The organism is Paenibacillus selenitireducens (assembly GCF_002021565.1).
Classification (GTDB): domain Bacteria; phylum Bacillota; class Bacilli; order Paenibacillales; family Paenibacillaceae; genus Paenibacillus_K; species Paenibacillus_K selenitireducens.
In genome coordinates, this window is sequence record NZ_MSZX01000005.1 from 220,050 (window position 1) to 244,778 (window position 24,729).

26 protein-coding genes are annotated in these 24,729 nt (G+C 43.5%); all 26 read left to right on the plus strand.

Annotation, left to right across the window (positions count from 1 at the left end; translation table 11 throughout):
* The first annotated feature begins 30 nt into the window (after positions 1-30).
* Positions 31-300 (plus strand): flagellar biosynthesis protein FliQ, encoded by a 270-nt coding sequence (gene fliQ, locus BVG16_RS14285; RefSeq protein ID WP_078499349.1) that lies wholly within the window; start codon positions 31-33, stop codon positions 298-300.
* A gap of 10 nt (positions 301-310) precedes the next feature.
* A complete protein-coding gene (gene fliR / locus BVG16_RS14290; protein ID WP_078499350.1) occupies positions 311-1,105 on the plus strand; it encodes a flagellar biosynthetic protein FliR in 795 nt (264 codons plus the stop codon).
* A gap of 17 nt (positions 1,106-1,122) precedes the next feature.
* Positions 1,123-2,217: a flagellar biosynthesis protein FlhB gene (flhB, locus tag BVG16_RS14295; RefSeq protein WP_078499351.1), complete on the plus strand. Its 1,095-nt coding sequence runs from the start codon at positions 1,123-1,125 to the stop codon at positions 2,215-2,217.
* An 18-nt stretch (positions 2,218-2,235) separates the two neighbouring features.
* Positions 2,236-4,269, plus strand: a complete 2,034-nt coding sequence (gene flhA, locus BVG16_RS14300; protein WP_078499352.1) for a flagellar biosynthesis protein FlhA — start codon at positions 2,236-2,238, stop codon at positions 4,267-4,269.
* Complete coding sequence (flhF, locus tag BVG16_RS14305) at positions 4,266-5,615, plus strand: flagellar biosynthesis protein FlhF (protein WP_078499353.1); 1,350 nt, start codon at positions 4,266-4,268, stop codon at positions 5,613-5,615. The genes flhA and flhF overlap by 4 nt, the downstream gene beginning before the upstream one ends.
* Positions 5,608-6,492, plus strand: coding sequence for a MinD/ParA family protein (locus tag BVG16_RS14310; protein WP_078499354.1), 885 nt, complete (start codon positions 5,608-5,610; stop codon positions 6,490-6,492). Before flhF ends, BVG16_RS14310 begins: the two co-directional genes overlap by 8 nt.
* A gap of 25 nt (positions 6,493-6,517) precedes the next feature.
* Positions 6,518-7,741 carry a protein-glutamate methylesterase/protein-glutamine glutaminase gene (locus BVG16_RS14315; protein WP_078499355.1) on the plus strand — a complete coding sequence of 408 codons (1,224 nt, stop codon included), beginning with the start codon at positions 6,518-6,520 and terminating at the stop codon, positions 7,739-7,741.
* A 34-nt stretch (positions 7,742-7,775) separates the two neighbouring features.
* Complete coding sequence (locus tag BVG16_RS14320) at positions 7,776-9,866, plus strand: chemotaxis protein CheA (RefSeq protein WP_078499356.1); 2,091 nt, start codon at positions 7,776-7,778, stop codon at positions 9,864-9,866.
* A 31-nt stretch (positions 9,867-9,897) separates the two neighbouring features.
* Positions 9,898-10,359 (plus strand): chemotaxis protein CheW, encoded by a 462-nt coding sequence (locus BVG16_RS14325; protein ID WP_078499357.1) that lies wholly within the window; start codon positions 9,898-9,900, stop codon positions 10,357-10,359.
* A gap of 3 nt (positions 10,360-10,362) precedes the next feature.
* On the plus strand, positions 10,363-10,983 hold the full coding sequence (locus tag BVG16_RS14330) for a chemotaxis protein CheC (RefSeq protein ID WP_078499358.1): 621 nt from the start codon (positions 10,363-10,365) through the stop codon (positions 10,981-10,983).
* A complete protein-coding gene (locus BVG16_RS14335) occupies positions 10,980-11,477 on the plus strand; it encodes a chemotaxis protein CheD (RefSeq protein WP_078499359.1) in 498 nt (165 codons plus the stop codon). Before BVG16_RS14330 ends, BVG16_RS14335 begins: the two co-directional genes overlap by 4 nt.
* Positions 11,478-11,479: 2 nt before the next feature.
* On the plus strand, positions 11,480-11,899 hold the full coding sequence (locus BVG16_RS14340; protein WP_078499360.1) for a hypothetical protein: 420 nt from the start codon (positions 11,480-11,482) through the stop codon (positions 11,897-11,899).
* Between the two features lie 15 nt (positions 11,900-11,914).
* Positions 11,915-12,700, plus strand: a complete 786-nt coding sequence (locus BVG16_RS14345) for a FliA/WhiG family RNA polymerase sigma factor (protein WP_078499361.1) — start codon at positions 11,915-11,917, stop codon at positions 12,698-12,700.
* A 29-nt stretch (positions 12,701-12,729) separates the two neighbouring features.
* Positions 12,730-14,136 (plus strand): DUF342 domain-containing protein, encoded by a 1,407-nt coding sequence (locus BVG16_RS14350; protein WP_078499362.1) that lies wholly within the window; start codon positions 12,730-12,732, stop codon positions 14,134-14,136.
* A gap of 60 nt (positions 14,137-14,196) precedes the next feature.
* The gene (locus BVG16_RS14355; RefSeq protein ID WP_078499363.1) at positions 14,197-14,514 is read left to right on the plus strand and encodes a hypothetical protein; all 318 of its coding nucleotides are present in this window, start codon (positions 14,197-14,199) and stop codon (positions 14,512-14,514) included.
* Positions 14,515-14,539: 25 nt separating this feature from the next.
* Positions 14,540-15,112 carry a hypothetical protein gene (locus tag BVG16_RS14360; RefSeq protein WP_078499364.1) on the plus strand — a complete coding sequence of 191 codons (573 nt, stop codon included), beginning with the start codon at positions 14,540-14,542 and terminating at the stop codon, positions 15,110-15,112.
* The gene (locus BVG16_RS14365; RefSeq protein ID WP_078499365.1) at positions 15,105-15,698 is read left to right on the plus strand and encodes a hypothetical protein; all 594 of its coding nucleotides are present in this window, start codon (positions 15,105-15,107) and stop codon (positions 15,696-15,698) included. The genes BVG16_RS14360 and BVG16_RS14365 overlap by 8 nt, the downstream gene beginning before the upstream one ends.
* A 180-nt stretch (positions 15,699-15,878) precedes the next feature.
* Positions 15,879-16,577 (plus strand): 30S ribosomal protein S2, encoded by a 699-nt coding sequence (rpsB, locus tag BVG16_RS14370; RefSeq protein WP_078499366.1) that lies wholly within the window; start codon positions 15,879-15,881, stop codon positions 16,575-16,577.
* Between the two features lie 124 nt (positions 16,578-16,701).
* Positions 16,702-17,352, plus strand: coding sequence for a translation elongation factor Ts (gene tsf, locus BVG16_RS14375; protein ID WP_078499367.1), 651 nt, complete (start codon positions 16,702-16,704; stop codon positions 17,350-17,352).
* A gap of 258 nt (positions 17,353-17,610) precedes the next feature.
* Complete coding sequence (pyrH, locus tag BVG16_RS14380) at positions 17,611-18,339, plus strand: UMP kinase (RefSeq protein ID WP_078499368.1); 729 nt, start codon at positions 17,611-17,613, stop codon at positions 18,337-18,339.
* Entirely contained in the window at positions 18,339-18,893 is a 555-nt protein-coding gene (gene frr / locus BVG16_RS14385) for a ribosome recycling factor (protein ID WP_078499369.1), read from the plus strand. Before pyrH ends, frr begins: the two co-directional genes overlap by 1 nt.
* Positions 18,894-19,008: 115 nt before the next feature.
* Complete coding sequence (locus BVG16_RS14390; protein WP_078499370.1) at positions 19,009-19,776, plus strand: isoprenyl transferase; 768 nt, start codon at positions 19,009-19,011, stop codon at positions 19,774-19,776.
* 20 nt (positions 19,777-19,796) lie between these two features.
* Positions 19,797-20,591 (plus strand): phosphatidate cytidylyltransferase, encoded by a 795-nt coding sequence (locus BVG16_RS14395; protein ID WP_078499371.1) that lies wholly within the window; start codon positions 19,797-19,799, stop codon positions 20,589-20,591.
* A gap of 13 nt (positions 20,592-20,604) precedes the next feature.
* On the plus strand, positions 20,605-21,753 hold the full coding sequence (locus BVG16_RS14400; RefSeq protein ID WP_078499372.1) for a 1-deoxy-D-xylulose-5-phosphate reductoisomerase: 1,149 nt from the start codon (positions 20,605-20,607) through the stop codon (positions 21,751-21,753).
* Between the two features lie 114 nt (positions 21,754-21,867).
* Positions 21,868-23,142 (plus strand): RIP metalloprotease RseP, encoded by a 1,275-nt coding sequence (rseP, locus tag BVG16_RS14405; protein WP_078499373.1) that lies wholly within the window; start codon positions 21,868-21,870, stop codon positions 23,140-23,142.
* Between the two features lie 74 nt (positions 23,143-23,216).
* Complete coding sequence (proS, locus tag BVG16_RS14410) at positions 23,217-24,665, plus strand: proline--tRNA ligase (RefSeq protein ID WP_078499374.1); 1,449 nt, start codon at positions 23,217-23,219, stop codon at positions 24,663-24,665.
* Positions 24,666-24,729: the final 64 nt, after the last annotated feature.

The following is a 24,729-nucleotide window of genomic DNA, read 5'->3' on the forward strand; positions in this document are numbered from 1 at the left end:
CGGATCAGGTCAAACAAGGGGAGGACAGCAATGACCACGGATTTTATTATCGGGTTAGCCGGGCAAGCGGTATATACCGTGCTTAAAGTAAGTGCGCCGATGCTCGTGTTGGGCTTGACTGTCGGTCTCATCATTAGTATCTTCCAAGCGACAACACAGATTCAAGAGCAGACATTGGCCTTTGTTCCAAAGATCGTTGCAGTTATGCTAGGATTGCTCCTGTTTGGACCTTGGCTTTTAACTACGATGATTGATTTTACGACGAACATTCTTGACAATTTAAATCAATTCATTGGGTAGGCGTTAGCGTATGGATCTAATATTACAAGCACTACCTGTTTTTTTGCTTACATTTTGTCGGATTAGCGCATTTTTTGTTGTCGCACCTGTCTTTTCTTCGCGAAATGTGCCTAATTCATTCAAAATCGGCTTATCTTTTTTTATCGCGGTAATCGTGTATTTAAGTTATGGTGTGAGTCAGACTGTTCCTTTTGATATGCAGTATATTCTTTTTGTCATTCGGGAAGTATTGGTAGGTCTTGTGCTCGGTTATACAGCGACATTGTTCTTTGCTGTTGTAAATACCGCGGCTGGTTTCATCGATATGCAAATCGGGTTCGGGATTGCGAATGTTATCGATCCGCTGTCAGGACAATCCGCTCCAATTATGGGGGGATTCAAATACGCAGTGGCCGTGCTTCTGTTCCTCACGATGAATGGACATCATCATATGCTGAACGCGATATTTACGAGCTATGAATGGGTGCCTTTATCGAATTCGTTATTTAACCATATCTATGAAGGAAGCATATCGACCTTTTTGCTAACCACCTTTACGAACACATTTGTGCTCGCATTTCAGCTTGCGGCTCCCATTGTTGTGGCGCTGTTCCTGACCGATGTTGGGCTAGGGTTTCTAGCACGGACGGCACCGCAGTTCAATGTATTCGTTATTGGTATTCCGCTGAAGATTATTGTAGGTCTAGCAATTCTACTGATCGTCATTCCAGGGTTAGCATATTTATTTCAACAATTATTCGCAACCATGTTTAGTTCCATGGATGAATTGCTCAAGATCATTCAACGGTCTGGTGCTGCTACGTGAGAAAGGGAGGGAACTCGGTGGAACTGCGTTATCAACTGGACCTTCAACTTTTTTCACAAGAAAAGACCGAAAAAGCTACGCCTAAAAAGCGACAAGAATCTCGTAAGAAAGGTCAAGTCGCAAAAAGCAGTGATATATCGGGCGCTTCGGTTTTGTTAGGCGCTTTTATGTGTTTACTCATGTTGGGAGGATTCTTCAAAACAAGACTACTAAGTCTATTTACAGATCCCCTTCTGCATCGTATGAATATGACATTTACCCAAGATAACATCATGCAATTTTTTGGGCAAATGGCGCTGCAAATTTTTATATTTCTTGCACCGATATTTATTATGGCGGTCCTCCTAGGGCTGTTAGCGAATTATCTTCAAGTAGGATTTCTGTTTACAGGCGATCCCATCAAGATGAAGTTGAGTAAGTTAGACCCGATCAAAGGTTTCAAAAATATTTTCTCCACTCGATCTCTTGTAGAATTCACAAAATCAATCATTAAATTAACGGTCATTGGATTGCTTGTGTATACAACCATTATCGGTCAGAAGAGTGAAATATTACAGCTTTCTCACGCGACAATACCGCAAATATTCTCATTTGCTGCCAGCGTCACTTTAGGATTAGGCATCAAAATCGCTTCCGTTTTATTGGTGATTGCAGGGCTTGATTATTTGTATCAACGATACGAGCATGAGAAGAGCTTACGGATGTCCAAGCAAGATATCAAAGACGAATATAAAAAAATGGAAGGGGATCCGTTGATAAAAGGGAAGATTCGTGAGCGTCAACGCCGAATGGCGGTATCGCGCATGATGCAGGAAGTGCCTAAGGCAGATGTTATTATTACGAACCCGACGCACTTTGCAGTTGCGATTCGATACGATGCATCGATCATGCATGCACCAGAAATTATTGCAAAGGGGCAAGATTACGTCGCGTTAAAAATTAAAGAGTTAGCGAAAGAACATGGGATTATTACCATGGAGAATAAACCGTTGGCTCGAGCGCTATACGCCCAAGCAGAAATCGGGGATACGATTCCACCAGATTTGTTCCAAGCGGTAGCCGAAGTACTAGCTTATGTCTATAAATTAAAAGGTAGAGTCAAATCTCGTTAGGAGGGGAGGTCGCTAATCATGAAAGTCAGAGATATTACGGTTCTTGTCGGCATCATTGGAATTGTGCTCATGATGGTACTGCCGATCCCTTCGTGGTTGCTAGATGTCTTATTAATCATTAACATTTCTACAGCACTCATGATTCTACTCATTGCGATGAACTCGACGGAAGCATTGCAGTTCTCGATTTTCCCAGCACTACTATTGATTACAACGCTATTTCGACTCGCGCTCAACATTTCAACAACAAAGCTCATTCTTACGGATGGAGAAGCAGGTCATGTTGTTGCGACATTTGGTCAATGGGTTGCCCAAGGGGAAATTGCAGTCGGCTTTGTCGTCTTCCTCATTCTCGTTGTCGTACAATTTATCGTCATTACAAAAGGTTCTGAGCGGGTCGCTGAGGTTGCGGCTCGATTCACACTCGATGCGATGCCAGGGAAGCAAATGAGTATTGATGCAGATTTGAATGCAGGACTCATTAATGAGCAGCAAGCAAAAGAACGTCGTTCCAAAATCGAAAAAGAAGCAGATTTCTACGGTGCTATGGACGGTGCGAGTAAATTCGTTAAAGGGGATGCGATCGCATCGATTATCATTTTGATCATCAACTTGGTCGGCGGATTTATTATCGGGATGGCGGTTCATGGGATGAGTTTTGGGGAAGCGATTTCCCGTTACACGATTCTATCCATCGGGGATGGCTTGGTCAGTCAGATTCCAGCTTTGCTGATTTCGACGGCTGCAGGTCTAATCGTGACACGTGCTGCATCGGATGGCAACTTGGCATCGGATTTAAGTGCTCAAGTTTTTGCTTACCCTAAACTTATTTATATCGTCGTAGGTACGATCGTTGTTTTAGGATTATTTACGCCAATCGGTCCATGGGCTACGCTTCCATTTGCTCTTCTTCTATTATATGCGGCACGTAAAATGCAGAAAACGATGGAGAAGCAGCAGGCTGATGATGAATTGCAAGTCGAAGAGCAGCAAATTGAAGAAGTCCGCAGTCCGGAGAGTGTCATCAATCTGTTGCAAGTGGATCCGATTGAATTCGAGTTTGGTTATGGATTGATCCCATTGGCGGATACTCAACAAGGCGGGGATTTACTCGACAGAATTATCATGATTCGACGGCAATGTGCATTGGAACTAGGACTTGTGGTCCCTGTTATCCGAATTCGCGACAATATTCAACTAAAACCGAACGAATATATCATCAAAATAAAAGGAAATACCGTAGCTGGCGGTGAATTATTAATTAACCACTATTTGGCGATGAGTCCTGGTTTTGATGATGATTCGATTACGGGGATTGAGACTACAGAACCAGCCTTTGGTCTTCCAGCACTATGGATCGATGAACAAACCAAAGAAAGAGCCGAGTTAGCAGGCTATACGGTCGTAGATCCGCCATCTGTTGTGGCAACACACTTGACAGAGATTATTAAGAAACACGCACATGAGTTAATTGGCCGACAAGAGACAAAAGCGTTGGTCGACAATGTCAAAGATACGTATCCTGTGCTTGTCGATGAATTAATTCCAAATGTGTTGACCGTTGGTGATATTCAGAAGGTATTAGCGAAGTTATTGCGCGAGAAAATCTCGATCCGTGACTTAGTGACTATATTTGAGACACTTGCTGACTATGGTACCTATTCGAAAGATCCAGAAGTACTAACGGAATATGTAAGGCAGTCTTTGTCTCGACAAATTACGCAGCAATTCACATCACAGGGCGAGACTTTACGTGTCATTACAGTCGGTCCTGCACTCGAGAAGAAAATTGCGGAAAGCGTGCAATCTTCAGATCAGGGAAGTTACTTGGCTCTTGATCCAAATTCAACGCAGCTCGTGTTTCAGAAATTAACTGAACAAGTACAACGTCTTATTCAATCAGGACATCAGCCGGTGGTTCTAACTTCGCCGACGATTCGGATGTACTTGCGTCAAGTCATTGAGCGCATGATGCAAGACATTCCTGTCCTATCATACAGTGAACTTGAACCAAATGTAGAAATTCAAAGTGTAGGGGTGGTGAACTTATGAAGATCAAACGTTATATTGTGGAAACGATGCCTTCAGCCATGCAGCAGATTCGTGCAGATCTAGGCAATGATGCCGTAATTCTAAGCACAAAGGATCTCTATGTTGGAGGGTTTCTAGGCATGTTCCGCAAGAAACGAATTGAAGTCGTCGCTGCAGTGGACAAAACGTCTACGCCGACGAAATCTTCTGAGTCACGCCCTGTTCGGGCGGTACCTCCATCACAACCACGTACGGCGGAAGCTCAGGAAGCTGCTGTTGCCTCTTTAATCGCAGCTGCATCTTCAACTCCGCGGATGTCGACGGCAGCGACCGCATATCGGACAGCGCAGAATCAGCATGATCCTGTTGACGCTCAACAGCAATCACAGCCAGAGAGTCAGATGAGAAGACCATCAGAGCCTATTGTGACGGATTCCACCTCACCTCGAGAACCGATTCCTTCATTAATGAAGAACCAAACAACATCACGAGAAGACCAAATATTCGATGAGCTTCGCCAAGTTCGTGAGACCTTGGCGAAGTTGTCACAGCGATCAGGGAATAACGACGAAGATGAGTTCGCTCAACCGATTCTAGCTTTGTTAGATGAACAAGATATCAATGCTGATATTTTTACACAATGGCTGGAGCAATATAAAGAATTAACAGATTTGAATGACGAAGAACGTTCTGCAGATCACTTTGGATCATTTGTCAAAGACCAGATGAGAACGTTGATCCAAGAGATGGCCCCAGAAGGGATACGAAGTACAACGCATGTCGTATACGTTGCTGGCCCTACGGGAGTGGGCAAGACCACGACGATCGCGAAATTAGCTGCGGAGCAACTGTTCCGACATCAGCGCAAGGTTGGATTTATTACTTCGGACACCTATCGGATTGCAGCTGTGGAACAACTTCGAACGTATGCGACGATCTTAAATATTCCGCTTGAGGTTGTGAATTCACCAGCAGATTTCATGCGTGCCATGAAATCATTAGAGCATTGCGATCTCATATTCATGGACACGGCGGGTCGCAATTTCCGCAATGAATTATTGGTGTCGGAGCTGAACAGTCTGTTGAAACCTATGGATTCAAGCGAAACCTATGTCGTCCTTAGTCTTACTTCGAAGTATAGGGATATGGCGAAAATCGTAGGGCATTTTCAGAAGTATCAGTTGGATAAAGTGATTTTTACGAAGATGGATGAGACAGCAAGCATGGGAGCCATCATCAATGTGATTCATGACTATCATCTGAAGCTTTCTTACATAACGAATGGGCAAAATGTTCCAGAGGACATCGCCATCATTGATCCAGAACAGCTTGTTCAACGAATACTAGGAGAACATACGAATGGTTGATCAGGCTCAAGCATTAAGAAACCTAGTTAGAAATTATAAACAAGTGCAAACACCAGTTGATCATTCAACTCGGATTCTAACCGTGACCAGTGGCAAGGGGGGGGTGGGAAAATCAAATTTCACGCTGAACTTTGCTCTTGCTCTGCAATCGCTTGGGAAAAAAGTATTAGTATTTGATGCAGATTTGGGAATGGCGAATATCGACGTTCTAATGGGTGTGAATGCTCGTGTGAATCTGTATCATTTGTTAAAGCGTGAGAAAAACATCCATGATATCATTTTAACGGGACCCAAAGATTTACATTTCATAGCTGGAGGATCAGGATTTCAAGAGCTTCTAACGCTATCTGAAGAAGAACTGATTTATTTTACGGAACAAGTCAATATGATCTCTGAACAGTATGATTTCATTATATTTGATACAGGGGCAGGGTTATCAAAAGAAACATTAAATTTCATTCTATCAGCCGAAGAGACGATCGTTGTTACAACGCCTGAACCAACATCCATAACGGACGCATACGCATTAATCAAAATCGTTCATCGAATGAACGCGAAAGTAGATTTTCGGCTTGTTGTAAACCGTGTATCGGATGAGCAGGAAGGCAATCAAACGGCCAAGAAAATAAATTTGGTCGCAGAACAATTTTTAGATCTGTCAATTCCCACGTTAGGCTATGTTATGGATGACCCATCCGTATCTAGCGCGGTGAAAAAACAGGTACCGTTCTCGATTGCATTTCCGAATTGTATCTCCACGAGAAATATCGAACAGCTTGCGAAGGCGTACTTAAATAATTCAAGCCAACCTCCAGGCTTGATCGCAGAAGGCGGAGTAAAAGGATTTCTTACCAGGATGATGAAATTTATGAAATAGTCCTTTTCAAAGGAGTTGAGCCTAATTGCAAAAGATTAAAGTACTAGTAGTTGATGATTCCGCATTTATGCGTAAATATATTTCGGACATGATCACTTCAGATCCGCAGTTTGAAATCATTGATACGGCTAGAAATGGCCAGGAGGCGATCGAGAAGGTCAAGTCATTGAATCCAGATGTCATTACCATGGATATTGAAATGCCCGTGATGAATGGTCTCGATGCGCTAAAGATCATGATGGATAAACATCCCGTACCGGTGATTATGTTATCTAGCTTTACAGAGAAAGGTGCAAGAGAAACGATCCTAGCACTTGAGTTAGGGGCCTTTGATTTTATTCAAAAGCCTTCAGGAACGATCTCTTTTGATATTCATAAAGTAGGCGAATATTTAGTAGAACGGCTTAGAGCCGCTATAGGCTCCAAAGCGGGGAGACGACAAATCACTCCTCCTCCAGTGCCTAAAGCACCTGTAACAAAACAGATCATTCAAGAGAAACCGACGTTTACTAATCGAGCGACAACGACATCACCGATTCCCAAATATGAGCCCAAAACGTTGAATCTTAAAAATGTGAAGACTGAGGTGATTCGAGAGACAGCTGCAACCGTGGTACCTACATTCAAAGCCACACCAAAGATGGAAAGCATTCATCCAATGAAGAAAACCTCGTTCGATCAGATTGTTGCAATCGGGTCATCGACGGGCGGGCCAAGGGCTTTGAAAGAGGTGCTAACAGGACTTCCGGAAGATTTTCCAGCACCAATCGTTATCGTGCAGCATATGCCGGCTAATTTCACGAAATCGCTGGCCCAACGCTTAGACACGTTTTGCCAGATCCATGTCGTAGAAGCTGGTGATGGTGAACAATTGCAACCGGGAACGGCTTACATCGCTCCGGGTGGTTGGCACATGACGATACGCAAGGAAGCCAAAGGGAAGTATGTTACTCATTTAGAGAAGACAGAGCTTCGTAACGGTCATCGACCTTCCGTAGACATATTATATGAATCTTTGCTCGACATGAAAGAGTTAGAGAGACATATCGTGTTGTTGACTGGGATGGGAAGTGATGGAGCCAAAGGGATGAAAGCATTGTTTGATCATGGTGTGAAATCAACGTTTGCTGAGAATGAGGAGTCTTGTGTTGTATTTGGAATGCCTCGATCCGCCATTGAATTAAAATGTGTACAACATATTTTACCGGTACAAGAAATTGCACCAAAATTGGTAGACGTAGTGAAGTAACTTGGGTTTTGATTTTACTGAGGGGGTGCAAGGGATGGAAATGAATCAATATTTATCGATGTTTATTGACGAATCGAATGATCATTTACAGTCGTTAAACGACAATATGATGCAACTTGAGAGCAATCCAGAGGACATCAGTATTGTACAAGTCATTTTTCGTTCTGCTCACACACTGAAAGGTATGTCAGCAACAATGGGATTTAATGATCTCGCATCTTTGACACACCAAATGGAGAATGTACTAGATTTGGTGCGGAACAATGAGTTGAAAATGAATGAGTTCATTTTTGACACGCTGTTTAAGAGCTTAGATGCACTAGAGAACATGGTTCAAGATATTACACAAGGCGGGGAAGGTCATGCGGACGTAACCAGCATTGTCGAAGCATTACAATCGATCGTTCGCGGTGATTACGGCCAAGCAGCTGCAGCAAGTGTAGAACCGGCTGCGGCTAGCAATCAGAACACGACGAACGGATTCCGCCTGGATCAGTACCAATATTCCGTACTAGAACAGTCGATTCAGACGGGTCTGACTGTATTTTATCTAGATGTTGTCATTCGTGAGGATTGTGTCTTAAAGGGTGTTCGGGCCTACATGGTATTCGATGCCTTGGAACAGAACGGTGAAGTCGTGAAAACAAACCCGTCTGTTCAAGACATTGAGCAAGAGAAGTTCGACCGCAGCTTCTCGATTTATTATATTTCCAAAATAGACCAAGCGTCGTTACATCAATTAATTTCAAGCATCTCAGAAATTGAGAGCGTACATATTCTACCGGTCGACAACGAGACCTTGATTCACATTAGTCAAGAAGATGATGAAGTGAATGAAGCAACTACTCAAATGCAACAAGCTGTTCAAGAAACAGCGGTTACGGTTGACATACCTATGACACAACCAGCCGCGCCAGCATCAACACCTACACCTGCTAGAACTCCAAGTGCCGGAGGAAATTCTTCTGCACAGGCTGCGTCTCGTACCATTCGTGTAGATATTGATCGGTTAGATGTATTAATGAATTTATTCAGCGAGCTATTAATCGATCGCGTTCGTCTTGAGCAATTAGCGAGTGATTTGAAGAGCCAAGATCTAACCGAAACCGTCGAACATATGGCTCGCGTCAGCGGTGATTTGCAGAATATCGTGTTGAAATTGCGAATGGTGCCTATTGATACGGTATTCAACCGCTTCCCGCGGATGATTCGTGACTTAGCGAAATCACTGGATAAGAAGGTTGATTTCGTGATTACGGGTGCAGATACCGAATTGGATCGTACCGTGATTGAAGAGATAGGCGATCCGCTCGTTCACTTATTGCGCAACGCAGTTGATCATGGATTAGAGTCTATAGCTGATCGCGTATCTGCTGGCAAATCGGATACGGGGATGCTGCAGCTTCGTGCATTCCATAGTGGAAACCATGTTTTCATCGAAATCGAAGATGATGGACAAGGTATTAACCGCGAAAAAGTATTGAAGATAGCGATTAAAAACGGTGTAATCAGCTCGGATGAAGCCAAGTCGATGACCGATGAGCAAGTGTATCAATTGTTATTCGCCGCAGGTTTTAGTACGGCAGATAAGGTATCAGACATTTCCGGCCGTGGCGTTGGGCTGGACGTTGTGAAGTCGAAGATCTTATCTTTGGGCGGGAACGTATCCGTAGATTCCAATTGGGGAAAAGGCTCCAAGTTCTCGGTTCAACTGCCGTTAACGCTCTCCATTATCTCAGCGATGCTTGTGCGTGTCGGGGATGAGAAATATGCGCTTCCGTTATCTTCTATCGTTGAGACAGTCATCATTGAACGCAAGCAAATTCGACATGTGCATGGTACCAAGATGATTGATTACCGTCAGTCGGTTATTCCTATCGTTTCCCTTGCTGAAATCTTTGATTGCCCTACGGCGGATGAAGAGAAGGAATCGACGGAAGTTGTTGTTATTCGCAAAGGCGATCGACTTGCTGCTTTCATGGTAGATGATTTTATCGGGCAGAGTGAGATTGTCCTTAAGTCTTTAGGCAAGTATTTAACGAACATCCATGGAATTTCAGGTGCTACGATTCTGGGAGATGGACAAGTCGCTCTGATTATTGATCCAAATGCACTAGTGAAGTAAATGATAGATAACATTCAAGGAGGGTTTCGTTATGGCAGAAGAAATTAAAGTCATCGTATTTACATTAGGTACTGAGGAATATGGCGTAGAAGTGGATAGCGTGAAGACGATCGAACGCTTAGTCCCGATTACGCGTGTTCCTAAAACATTTGATTTCGTAAAAGGTGTCATTAATTTGCGTGGTGTCGTTGTTCCTGTGATTGATTTGCGTGGACGGTTCGGACTGCCTGAAGCGGCGCATACCGAGCACACGCGCATTATTATTGTCAATGTAGCGGATATGGAAGTCGGATTTATTGTAGATACGGCGAACGATGTTATCGATTTGAATACAGATTTGATTGAATCACCACCGGAAGTTGTTGGCGGGGTTAAGGCAAAATATTTGCGCGGCGTTGCGAAGATCAGCAATGAACGTCTCTTGATTATGTTGAACTTGCCTGAAGTTTTAAATAAAAGTGAGATTATTCAATTAGAGGAAATAGGGGAGTAAGCGGTGGACATTTTTCGAAATTTAGCAGAAATCAATCTTGATGTTCTGAAAGAAGTCGGAAATATTGGGGCGGGTCACGCTGCAACTGCATTATCACGATTGGTGGATAAACCAATTGATATGGGAGTTCCTGCTGTTCGAATGCTAGCCTTTGATGAGATCGCAGATCAAGTCGGGGGCTCTGAACAAGTCGTTATTGCTACATTTCTGCGTGTTGAGGGGGATGCACCGGGGAATTTATTCTTCATTATGAAGCCTCATGCTGCGAAGAGATTACTTCGTTATTTAGCAGGACTTCAGGTTGGATCAGAAGATGAATATTCCGAGATGGAATTATCTGCGTTATCCGAAATCGGGAACATTCTAGCGGGCTCGTATTTATCCTCTTTAGCAGATTTTACAGGTTTGTTCATGACACCAACCGTACCAGCCCTTGCTATCGATATGGCAGGAGCAATACTAAGCTTTGGATTACTACAATTCGGTCAAATGGGCGATGGAGCACTTCTAATTGACACGACGTTTCTGGAAGGAGACGAGGAAGTGGAAGGGCAATTTTTTCTGATTCCAGATCCGCCGTCTTTTGCGAAAATATTTCGTGCACTAGGAGTACCATACGAATGATTGAAGATCTGCAAGTTGTGAAAGTTGGGATGGCGGATCTAAACGTCGTCCAAGGAAGTGGGATTATCCGCACGACAGGATTAGGTTCATGTGTTGGGTTAACATTGTATGATCCGGCAGCCCATATCGTGGGTATGGCTCACGTTATGTTACCGTCCTCTGAAACGGCTCGTGAAGGACAACTGAATTTGATGAAATACGCAGATACAGCGATCCCTATGTTACTAGAGAAAATAGACAGGCTTGGTGGGATACGTAGACGCTTGGTAGCCAAGATGGCAGGTGGAGCGCAGATGTTCGCCTTTAACTCCATGTCAGATACGATGCGGATCGGACCACGTAATGTAGAGAATTGCAAAGAAATGCTGAAGCAGTTCTCCATTCCGCTCCTTGCCGAGGATACAGGTGGGAATTACGGAAGAACGGTTGAGATGAATTGTCAGACTGGAATATTGCACATACGTAGTGTTCAGATTGGTGTGAAGGAAATTTGAAAATGACAGGGAATATTCGCTGGAATTTTGGTTTTGCTATTGTTGGTTTTGTCATTACGTTTTTGTTATCGATACAGCATAATTTGTTGACAACGAGTCTATTGCGAAGCTTGTATGCATTTGTGATATGGTTTGTTATCGCCTATGTCATTCGGTTCATTCTTGCTCAATTGCTTGCAAGCAAGCAGAGTGAAGAACTCTCATCATCTGTGCCAGATGAAGCAGCATTGGGCAAACAACTTGATCTTGTTGTGCCAGATGAGACCGAGGAATTGCACAATTTACTCAAGCCTAAATCAGGGAAGGAAGAGGCAGCGGCCGCATCCGAATTTAAGCCGTTAAACCCGCCTAAGCTGGTTAAAGTTACGGAACAGGATCCCGAACAAATGGCAAAAGCAATTCGTCACCTGACAGAAGATTAAGGAGGGTGAAATGTAATGAGCGAAGCGAAAGTGTCGCATCTGTCCAATTATGATTTATGGGAGAGTTGGAAAGACGGCGGTCAGATCGAAGCGAAGAAACAATTAATCGAACAGTATTTGCCGATCGTTGATTATGTCTCCAATCGTCTAGCGATTGGATTACCCAAAAATGTGAGCAAAGATGATTTAGCGAGTAATGGCGTCATGGGTCTAATCGATGCCATTGAGAAATTCGACTATAAAAGAGGTTTGCAATTCGAAACCTATGCTTCATGGAGGGTCCGCGGAGCTATATTAGATGGATTGCGACAAGGCGATTGGGTACCTCGTTCCGTTCGTGAAAAATCGAAAAAGATCGAAGAAGCTTATCAACAGCTCGAGCAACGATATTTGAGGAACGTAACGGATGCTGAAATGAGTCAGTATCTAGAAATTAGCGAAAAAGAATTTCACCAGATGTTACAGGATGTTGCGGTGACGAGTGTCTGTTCGTTGGAAGATCCGATCCGGGATGAGGAGTCTGAGACTAGACTTTCGTTACTTATCGATGAAAAGGCCAAAAATCCAGACTATAAAGTGAATGAATTTTTCTTGAAAGAGTCCTTAGTCAAGGGCATAGAGAAGCTAACGGAGAAGGAAAGAACGGTCGTATCACTCTTTTACTACGAAGATCTTTCTCTTAGTGAAATTGCAGAAGTGATGTCGCTATCACCGTCGCGAATTTCACAGCTGCACTCGAAAGCTATCTTAAGATTGCGCGGTTCGCTAGAAAAGTATAAAAGTCAATTACTATATAACTAGCTGTTGAATGTGGGGAGGGTGAAATGTTTATGTCAAAAGCAGTCTCTTTGAACGAATGCATGGACATCTCTTTGTCTGATAGCAGGTTAGAAGCGTATTTGCATTTTCATGAAGGCTTCAATGATATTCAATTTACTTCAGAACAGCTAGAATCATTTCTAAAAGAGCATCGTGTGGTCTTTGGTGTATTTACGAAGACCGTTCAGCAAATCTCGCTCAATCCAAAGGCATTTATGAAGAGTGAAACGTTAATCGCACAAGGAACAGAACCTGTGAATGGTAAGGATGGTTATATTCAATACTCGATGAAGCTGATTGATCAAAACAAAAAGCCGATGGAGTTAGAAGACGGTTCGGTAAACTATAAAGAGGTTATTCAGTTGAATAACGTGCTGAAAGGGCAGCTTATCGCAGAAAGAGCATTACCAACGGACGGTACACCAGGCAAGACGGTAACGGGCGAGGAAATTGCACCGAAGAAAGGGAAAGAAGTCCGTTTCAAGATGGGGAAGAATGTCGTTGTTGACCCCGGGAATAAAGCTATGTATGCGGCCATCGACGGACTGATTGCCACAACGGATAAGGATAAAATTAATGTATTTCCAGTCTATGAAGTGAATGGGGATGTGGATTATAATATTGGCAATATCGATTTCATAGGGACCGTAGTTATTCGTGGTAACGTCCTTAATGGCTTTCGTGTAAAAGCTGCAGGTGATATACGTGTCATTGGCGGCGTAGAGGGCGCAGAATTGGATGCGGACGGTTCTATTGAAATTACAGGTGGGATTATTGCAGCGAACAAAGGTTATGTGCGTGCCAAAATCAATGTAAAAAGCTCGTTTATTCAAGATGGCAACGTCATGGCTGGCGGAGATGTGCTGGTCACGCAGAGTATTATGCATTCCTTGATTCGGGCTGGAAAAAACGTCATTTGCGGCGGAACGAAAGGACTCATCGTTGGCGGGACGATACAAGCCGGGGAACGAGTCGTTGCGCGCACCATCGGCAATACCATGTCGACGGCTACGACGATAGAAGTCGGTGTTGTGCCAGAGATGCGGAATGAATTGCAAGAGTTAAGAAGTCATTTGCGTGTCAGTATGGAGAACTTGGATAAGACGGAGAAAGCACTCACGTTATTAGACCAGTTAGCGTCTACCGGACAGTTGCCTCCTGAACGTCTTGCTATGCGCGTGAAGTTAAATTCGACGAAAAAACAAACCGTTCAAGAGCAATCTGATATGCGGGAACGTATCCTTGAAATTGAAAAAACGTTAGAGGATACAACGGTCGCAAGAATCGACGCCGTGAAGACGATTTATGGCGGTGCCAAAATTGTGATCGGTCGATATACACGATTCATTAAGGACCCTGCTGGTCGTGTTACATTCCGTCTCAGTGACGGAGAAGTTACGATGATACCTTATGTCTAAGTTAGATGTTATGGATCGGTGATGTCTATTGAATGATGATACTGAAGCGAGGTGACGAAGATGGGACTTCGGCCGATAGAAATGCAAATGTCGATTCCTCGAACACAAGACGCGAGCTCTGTACAACATCAAGCACAACAGAAACCGTTATTGGACCAGACGCAGCTTGCGGGTCAAGCGTCGAAGACGATTGAAGAGCTTCGGACGAAGAACACGCAAGTGGATGAGACGGTTCAATTACCTATACATAATCATCAAAAAGGAAAGCAGCAGTCGTCTGATCGAAGACATCAACATAAAAGTAAGGAGGGGAGCTCAGAAGAATCTGAGGTCCCTATTCATCCTTACAAAGGTCATCGTATCGATTTGACCTTATAATATACTGAAAGTCAAGGTGATAGGTTTGGATCAGCCCCTGTGGTACATTGTTATCCTGGGCGTGGCTGCAATTGTGTTTGCATGGATCATGCCAAAACAACAAAAGCAAAATGCCATTCATCAAGGAGAGATTGTCAAGGAAGTTGAAGATACACTCGAACATTTCATGGATGAAATTGAAAGTGATAATAAAGAGCTTGTTGAACTCGTTGGCCAGATGAAACAAGATTTTATGGTTCAGCAAAATGTTCTCCTGCACCGGGTCGATCAACTAGAGCAACGATGCCAACAATTTGAATTCAAGCAGCAGCAATTGGAGTTCGATTTGGCTCGGTATCAAACGCTCTATTCCGGTCCTACCCATCCCGTACAAGCTGAGATGCCAGTGGAGCTAGCTGATGCAACTGCTGAGCAGGATGAACCGATCCTAGAAGAAGAAATTGTGGAGGATACATCGATTAAAGCGCGTTATGTAGATGTATTTGCCCTGTACGAAGATGGGAAATCAGTGGATATGATATCGAAGAAAACCGGAATCCCGCGTGGAGAAGTACAACTCATTCTTCAGTTATCGAAACAGGAGGCCCATCGTGTTTAAGAATCGTAATTTTCTATTGGGACTCGGGATTGGTCTTATTTCAGGCGGTATCCTTCTTCAGCTCATGTTGATTGGAACTTCAGGGCAAGCCGCCTCAAATATATCAAATGATCTTGATTCCCTAACAGATGCGCAACTAGAATCGTATGCAGCGAAGTTAGACATGCAGGTCTATCCGAAAGAAACAAAGCTGTATACCGAGCAGGAGCTGCAAGAGAAGTTAGTGCAGCAAGAAACCAAGCTCAAGGCTTCTCAGAAGCCTGTTGAACAGCCGGCAGCTGCGAAGAACGCTGAATCGAAGTCTGATTCTTCACCAGCCAAAGAAGAGTCCGATTCCAAAGTATCCAAGGAATCTAATGATACAAAAGATACAAAAGAGACTTCGCTGCGCATTACTTCAGGGGTGACGCTGACCCAAGTAAGCAAAGAGCTAAAACGCTTAGGACTTATTTCATCGGTAACCGATTTTGTGTCCTATGGCAAAAAGAAGAACATTACCGCAAACTTGCAGACGGGTACTTACGTGTTCGTTGGAACGCCGACTTACGCCGAAATTGCAGCTAGAATAACGGAAAAGAGCAAATAACTACAGAATCGCCAAAATCTGCAGTTTACTAGTTGCATCCGTAATTCACATATGTTATATTAATTGACGGTGTTAAAAACACACGCTGATTAATTTTGATGAGGGTGCTTCATTTGAAGTCTTGTCGAAAGATGATATTGGCGGCGGAAAAAATAAAACCAAACTAGGAGGTGTGTGAAGATGGCAGTAATCTCCATGAAACAGCTATTAGAAGCTGGGGTACACTTTGGTCACCAGACTCGTCGTTGGAACCCTAAAATGGATCGTTATATCTTCACTGAAAGAAACGGAATCTACATCATCGATTTGCAAAAAACGGTGAAAAAAGTTGAGGAAGCTTACAACTTTGTTAAGTCAATCGCTGAAGAAGGCGGTACTATTCTTTTCGTAGGTACTAAAAAACAAGCTCAAGATTCTGTTAAAGAAGAAGCTGAGCGTTGTGGTAACTACTTTATCAACCAACGTTGGTTGGGTGGTACTTTGACTAACTTCCAAACTATTCAAAAACGTATTGATCGTTTGAAAACATTGGAAAAATGGGAAGAGGACGGCACTTTCGAAGTTCTTCCGAAGAAAGAAGTTATCTTGCTTCGCAAAGAGAAAGATCGTCTTGAGAAATTCCTAGGCGGAATCAAGAACATGAAAGGTTTGCCAAGCGCATTGTTCGTTATCGATCCTCGCAAAGAGCGTATTGCAGTAGCAGAAGCTCGTAAATTGGGTATCCCAATCGTAGGTATCGTTGATACGAACTGTGATCCAGATGAGATCGACTATGTCATCCCTGGTAACGATGATGCTATCCGTGCAGTTAAATTGTTAACTGCGAAAATGGCTGATGCAATGATCGAAGCAAACCAAGGCGAAGATACAACAGTTTAATTATAAACTAATTAAATGAAGAAGGGTGGTTGGTAGGTGTGAAACCTCTCACCGCCCTTTTTTTGAGAGAAACAATAAATACTCGTCATACATATGGCGAATTTAACTTTGGAGGGAATATACAATGGCAGTTACGGCTAGCATGGTAAAAGAACTTCGTGAAAAAACAGGCGCTGGTATGTTGGATTGTAAAAAAGCGCTTGACGAATCAAACGGAGACGTAAACAAAGCAATTGAAATTTTGCGTGAAAAAGGTTTGGCTGCTGCAGCTAACAAATCTGGTCGTATTGCAACTGAAGGCGTATGTGAAGCTTATATCCATGCGGGCGGACGTATCGGCGTTCTCGTTGAAATCAACTGCGAAACAGATTTCGTTGGTAAAACAGATCAATTTAAAGAACTTGCTCGCGATATCGCAATGCACATTGCTGCTATGAGCCCTCGTTATGTTCGTCGTGAAGAAGTTCCTACAGAGGATCTTGAGAAAGAAAAGGAAATTCTTCGTGCTCAAGCGTTAAACGAAGGCAAACCTGAGAAAATCGTTGATAAAATGGTTGAAGGCCGCATCAATAAATACTACGAAGAGTTCTGCTTGCTGGAACAATCTTTCGTTAAAGATCCAGACAAAACAATCGAAACATTGTTGAAAGAAAAAATCAGCACGATTGGTGAAAATATTTCCGTTCGTCGTTTCGTTCGTTATGAACTAGGTGAAGGTATGGAGAAAAAAGTGGATAACTTCGTTGAAGAAGTTATGGCACAAGCGAAACTGTAAGCTTCTAGCTTAATTATTCGTACAACAATTGCATCAACAAGTAAAAAGTTGGGACACTCTGTGTTCCTTCTTTTTTAACCACATAAGAATGGATAAGGTTTCGCTGTGCGAAAAGTAGCTTTCTTATGGTATGAAAACCACCTATATTAACTAGTCGTCTAATATTACGTAATGGCATCATTTCAGGTTTTTGTACTACAGAGAAAAAAAGACGGTTATAGGGATGGATTTTAGCATCCGAAAGTGGAGGGTAAATCATTGGAACAACCAGTATATAAACGTGTCGTCTTAAAAGTTAGCGGTGAATCACTATCTGGTCAAGGTGGATTCGGTATTGAATCTGAAGTTATTAACTCGATCGCTGAACAAGTGAAAGAAGTCGTAGAACTAGGCGTAGAAGTTGCGATAGTATGTGGAGGAGGCAACATCTGGCGTGGTATCGCAGGCAGTGAAAAAGGTATTGACCGTGCTACAGCGGACTATATGGGGATGCTTGCGACGGTCATGAACTCTCTTGCTTTGCAAGATGCACTAGAGCAAATTGACGTACCAACTCGTGTTCAGACCTCCATTGCGATGCAACAAATTGCGGAGCCTTATATTCGCAGACGGGCTATTCGCCACTTGGAAAAAGGGCGCGTTGTCATTTTTGCAGCAGGTACGGGCAATCCGTTCTTCTCTACGGATACGACAGCAGCGCTGCGTGCAGCTGAAATTGAAGCGGAAGTCATTTTGATGGCGAAGAACAAAGTGGATGGCGTATACACTGCAGATCCATTTAAGGATGAAACTGCAGAGAAGTTCGAGCAATTAACTTATCTAGAAGTATTGAACCGTAACCTTGGAGTTATGGACTCCACAGCTTCCTCGTTATGTATGGATAACAACATCCCGCTCGTTGTATTTGCAATTACGGAGAAGGGTAACATCAAACGAGTCGTGCTTGGTGAGAAGATCGGAACGATTGTAAAAGGGAGTGTAGACTAATGCCACAAGCAATCAAAAAAAATGCTGAAGAACGTATGGGAAAAGCGATTGACGCTCTGAAACGCGACTTGGCTACATTACGTGCAGGACGTGCATCGTCATCTCTGCTTGATCGGATTCAAGTTGAATATTATGGTGCACCAACACCAGTGAACCAATTGGCGAATATCAACACACCGGATTCTCGGACGTTGATGATCCAACCATGGGACAAAACATCTTTGGGAGCTATCGAGAAAGCGATTTTGAAATCGGATCTTGGATTGAATCCAGCAAATGATGGTACACAAATTCGTCTTTCGATCCCACTGCTTACAGAAGAACGCCGTCTGGAGCTTGTCAAATCGACAAAGAAATTTGGCGAAGATGCAAAAGTTGCGATTCGTAATATCCGTCGGGATGCGAATGATGATATTAAGAAATTGGAGAAAGCGGACATTTCGGAAGATGAGTCACGCCGTCACCAAGACGATATTCAAAAAGCAACGGATAAGTATATTGCCGAAGTTGATAAAGTACTAGCTTCTAAAGAAAAAGAAATCATGGAAGTGTAATACATCTGCTGCCCCTCCGAACGGTGGGGTTTATTGTCTTTTTTTGCCACGTGGTCGTTCAACTTCGAAAGATCTCGATGGTGTTTTTCTCATCACCAGGGTTGGAGGAAACGGAATGATTAAGCGATTCCAGAAATGGTTGGATAAGGATACAAAAAACCAGCCATTAAGTTTAGCACGGGAAAATATTCCTGAGCACGTTGCAATTATTATGGACGGAAATGGCCGTTGGGCCAAAAACCACGGATTACCTCGAATTGCGGGGCATCATAATGGGATGAAAGCCGTGAAGAAAGTGACAATTGCTGCGAATGATCTCGGAGTCAAATATTTAACCATGTATGCTTTTTCAACAGAAAATTGGAAGCGCCCGAAAGATGAAGTGGAATTTCTGATGAAGCTTCCCGAGGAATTTCTGTCGATTGAACTTGCTGAATTGATCGAGAAAAATGTGCAAGTCCGCATGATGGGGCATAAAGAAGACCTTCCTAGACATACGTTGAAAGCGATTGAAGAAGCAGAACGTCAAACGAAGAATAATACCGGTCTAGTCTTGAATTTTGCATTGAATTACGGCAGTCGAAGAGAAATCGTCGAAAGTGTTCGAGAAATCGGTCAGCGAATTGAGCGTGGAGAAATTCGGGCAGATCAAATTACGGAAGCTGACATCGAACGGCATTTACTTACAAATAACTTGCCCGATCCCGATCTTCTCATACGTACAAGCGGGGAATTGCGGTTAAGTAACTTTATGTTATGGCAGTTAGCTTACAGCGAATTTTGGTTCTCAGATGTATATTGGCCTGCGTTTACGGAAGAGCACTTGTATGAGGCAATTGCTGAATACCAGCGGAGAACTCGCAGATATGGCGGTTTAGTATAACTTCGTAGGGGTGGATATCATTGAAACAACGCATCATTACCGGAATTATAGCGGGTATTGCTTTCTTAGCCTGTACTGTGTTTGGCGGACCTTGGTATCAAGGACTGTTGATCGTATTAGCATTAATTGGATATTATGAATTTGTTCGCATGAATCAGTTCAAATGGTGGAGTTTGACTTCACTTCTTGGGTTCGCAGGCGTTATTTATTTTGTATTCCCGTGGAAAGGCTTTGAGATCCGGTTTGAGCCCTACTTCATTTGGCTGCTTATGTTTTTGTTCTTAACCATTACGGTTTTCTCTAAGAATCGAATTGATATCGATCGGATCGCAGTCATGTTCTTAGGTGCCGTCTACATAGGTATTGGGTTCCAAGCCATGATTGATGCAAGATACACAGCAGACGATCAAGGATTATTTTGGACATTCCTTCTATTTGGATGTATTTGGGCATCTGATTCAGGTGCTTATTTCGCGGGACGAGCTTTGGGTAAACATAAATTATGGCCTTCTATTAGTCCCAATAAGACGATCGAAGGCGCTTTGGGCGGTGTCGCCATCGCTATCGCTGTGGCACTCGTATTTGCATGGTATGCTCCAGAATTGCTATCATTCAGTAAAGCGATCGGAATCGGTCTTGCCGCTTCTGTCGTAGGTCAATTAGGAGACCTGATTCAATCTGCTTATAAACGGGTTCGAGGAATTAAAGATACCGGATCCTTGCTGCCGGGTCATGGAGGCGTATTGGATCGCTGTGACAGTTGGTTGATTGTATTCCCATTTGTGCAATTGCTTGCGTTGTTGCCGTATTCGTAAGGGAGAGATTGCAATGAAGAAAATCGCTGTATTAGGGTCAACGGGATCTGTAGGGACACAGACATTGGATGTGATATCCCATGCACCTGAACAATTTAGAGTGGAAGCTATGGCAGCAGGTAACAATGCTGCTTTATTTATAGAGCAAATCCATCAGTTTCAACCCAGAAAAGTCTCTATTGCAACGAAAGAACTAGCGGATCACATTAAAGGTCAAATTCCAGCTGGGATTGAAGTGTATTATGGAGACGAAGGCTTAGTTGAAATTGCATCACAGACGGATGCGGATTTCGTGGTCACTGCTTTAGTGGGTAGTAAAGGCTTGGACTCAACATTGGCTGCGATCGAGGCAGGAAAGGATATTGGTCTAGCTAATAAAGAGACCCTCGTAACTGCGGGGCATATTGTAACATCTATGGTGAAGAAGCATGGTGTCACGATGTTGCCGATTGACAGTGAACATTCCGCTATCTTCCAATGTCTGAATGGAGAATCCAAAGAGAATATTCAAAGGATAACAATTACCGCTTCCGGCGGATCTTTCCGTGACCGTACTCGTGCGGAGTTGGAAGGCGTAACGGTAGAAGAAGCGCTTCGACATCCGAATTGGTCTATGGGAGCTAAAATTACGATTGACTCGGCAACCATGGTGAATAAGGGTCTGGAAGTGATAGAGGCCCATTGGCTATTTGATTTGCCGTATGAGCAAATTGATACCTTGATCCACCCCGAGAGCATTATCCATTCATACGTGGAGTTTAAGGACACGAGTATCATTGCCCAACTCGGTAATCCTGACATGCGCGTCCCTATTCAATATGCGCTCACGTATCCCAACCGCGTGGCTTCACCATCAGAGCGGTTGAATTTGGCAAAGTTAGGTCAGCTTCATTTCCGTGAAATGGACTATGATCGCTATCCTTGTTTAAGAATGGCATTTGATTGTGGTAAAATAGGTGGGACAGCTCCTACGGTGTATAATGCAGCGAATGAGGTAGCCGTTGCACGTTTCTTGCAAGGTGAGATTACATTTCTTCAAATCGAGGATATTATCGCCTCGGCCTTAGACCGGCATGAAGTCATTTCACTGCCATCACTGGAGCAAATTCAGGAGACGGATTCCCTTACACGTAGAATAGCTTCTGAAATTCGATTTCGATAACCATTTTAGGTTATGATAGAAGCATAGAAAAAATTTGTGTCAATGCATTCTCTTGAACATGGACAGAGAATAATGTAATTTATATGGACATAGATGAAGGGAGGATGCTGTCAGTTGGAAATGATTCAAGTTGTGTTTTTAACCGTGCTTGTCTTTTTTGTCCTTGTAACGATTCACGAATGGGGGCATTTCTATTTTGCGAAGCGAGCCGGGATCTTAGTTCGTGAATTTGCGATCGGCTTTGGTCCGAAAGTATTTTCTTTCAAGAAAAATGAAACTCGTTATACCCTTCGACTGCTTCCTCTAGGCGGATTTGTTCGAATGGCTGGTGAGGATCCTGAATTAGTACAGATTCAACCCGGTCAGACAATCGCAGTTCGTATGTCACAGGATCAGGTTACAAATCTTTATTTGGATCAATTGGACCAGAGAAAGAATGTTGTTCGCGGTGTTGTTGAAGAGATTGATATCGAAGAGCACCTGTTCGTAACTTTGGACGTTGATGGTGAGATTCAGACGTTAGCGATTCACCCGCAAGCGATGATGGTGACCAAAGGACAAGAGACACAGATTGCTCCATACAATCGTCAGTTCGGCAGCAAAACAGTCGCTCAACGCGCTATGGCTATTTTTGCAGGTCCTCTGATGAACTTCTTCCTTGCCTTCGTCTTATTCGCTGCCTATATCATGATGGTAGGCGTACCTGAAGAGCATCCGACACATTTACAAATTGCACAAATTACAGAAGGTAAGCCGGCAGATCGCGCAGGATTGAAGCCAGGCGATGTTATTGATACGATCAACGGTACAGATATCGGGACGGATTCCGAGCGCATGATTGAGATGATCGGGAAATCCACGAATAAACCGATGAACTGGACGATCACTCGCGATGGACAATCGATGAAAATTGTAGTTACTCCGGAGCTAATTGAAGGACAAGAAGGCGGAAAAGTAGGGATTGTACCGGTGACACCGATGCGGCCGGCCTCTTTTGTTGACACCATTAAGTATTCAGGTATCGCGATGAAAAATACGACGGTACGTATATTTGACGGATTCCGCATGTTGATCTTTGGCCAATTCAAATTAGACGATCTTGGCGGTCCTGTTCGTACATTCGAGGTGACAGGTCAAATTGCCAAGCAAGGTATCGAACAATTGACATCTTGGGCTGCAATCCTGAGTTTGTATCTGGGTATCTTCAACTTGCTGCCGATTCCAGCATTGGATGGAAGCAGATTGGTATTCCTGGGGATTGAAGCGATCAGAGGTCGCAAAGTCGATCCGAATCGAGAGAGCATGGTGCACATTATTGGGTTTGCCATGTTAATGCTACTCATGCTCGCGGTCACGTATAACGATATTTTACGATTGGTAAAAGGATAATCGATGATTTTGTCGAAATAAATCATTCAAAAGATAACTAGCTATAGCATTTCATGGGAGGCACTTGGATTCGTATGTCTAAAGAGAAGCAGTTCGTAACAGAAATTACACCCCAGCAAGAAGATTTTTCACGCTGGTACATCGATGTGATTAAGAAAGCTGACCTAATGGATTATTCGCCAGTACGCGGATGTATCGTTTTCAAGCCAGACGGCTTTGAAATTTGGGAGCACATGCAAGAAGAATTAAACCGCCGTTTCAAAGAAACGGGTCACCGGAATGCGTACTTCCCGATGTTTATTCCGGAGAGTTTCTTCCAGAAGGAAAAGGAACACGTGGAAGGCTTTAACCCTGAATTACCTTGGGTTACGGAAGCAGGCGGAGAGAAGTTAGAAGAGCGTTTAGCGATTCGCCCGACTTCTGAGACGATGATTGGACATATGTATTCGAAATGGATTCAATCCTACCGTGACTTGCCGGTACTCATTAACCAATGGGCGAACGTAGTTCGTTGGGAGAAACGTACATTGCCATTCTTGCGTACAAGTGAGTTCTTGTGGCAAGAAGGTCATACAGCGCATGAAACAGAGGAAGAAGCACGTCAAGAGACGATGCAAATGCTAGAAATTTACCGTGAATTCGTAGAGAATTTTTTAGCGATTCCTGTTATAATGGGTGCTAAGACACCTTCGGAGCGTTTCGCCGGAGCTGTCGACACGTTCTCAATCGAAGCGATGATGAAGGATGGACGTGCCGTACAAGCAGGGACTTCCCATTATCTTGGAACCAAATTCGCAGTAGCCTTCGATATCAAATATTTGAGTCGTGAAAATAATTTGGAATATGTACACACCACTTCTTGGGGTGTAAGTACGAGACTTATCGGATCGATGATTATGGTACATGGCGATGATCGCGGATTGGTATTACCGCCGAAGGTAGCGCCGACACAAGTCATCATGATTCCGATTGGACCGCCAAAGACGCGTGAACAAGTGATTGGACGTACCGATGAATTATACAAAGAATTGAAACAAGCGGGTATCCGTGTTCGCGTTGACGATCGTGCGGATGTAAGTCCAGGTTGGAAATTCAACGAATATGAAATGCGCGGTGTTCCATTACGCCTTGAACTGGGACCTCGTGATATGGAGAACGGTGTTGCCGTCCTTGTATCTCGTATCTCTGGGGAGAAACGCGTTGTTCAGCAAGCTAACTTGGTTGCTGAAGTGGAGAAAATGCTACAAGAAATTCATGATGATATGTTCGCACGTGCGAAGCAGTTCCGTGAAGAGAACTTCTCGTTCGTGGATACTTTAGATGAATTGAAGGCTTCGATGGAAGAGAAGCGCGGATTCTACCTTGCAGGCTGGTGTGGATCAGCTGCTTGCGAACAGCAAGTCAAGGAAGAGACAGGGGCAACTAGCCGTAACATTCCATTCGAACCGCAAGTGAAGAAGGATACGTGTCTATGCTGTGGGGAGAAGGCAGAACACACCGTTGTATTTGCTAGAGCGTACTAATTGAACTAACATTTGAAAAGCTTCTCACGAAGAAACTCGATGATTCATCGATACCTCTTTTGCG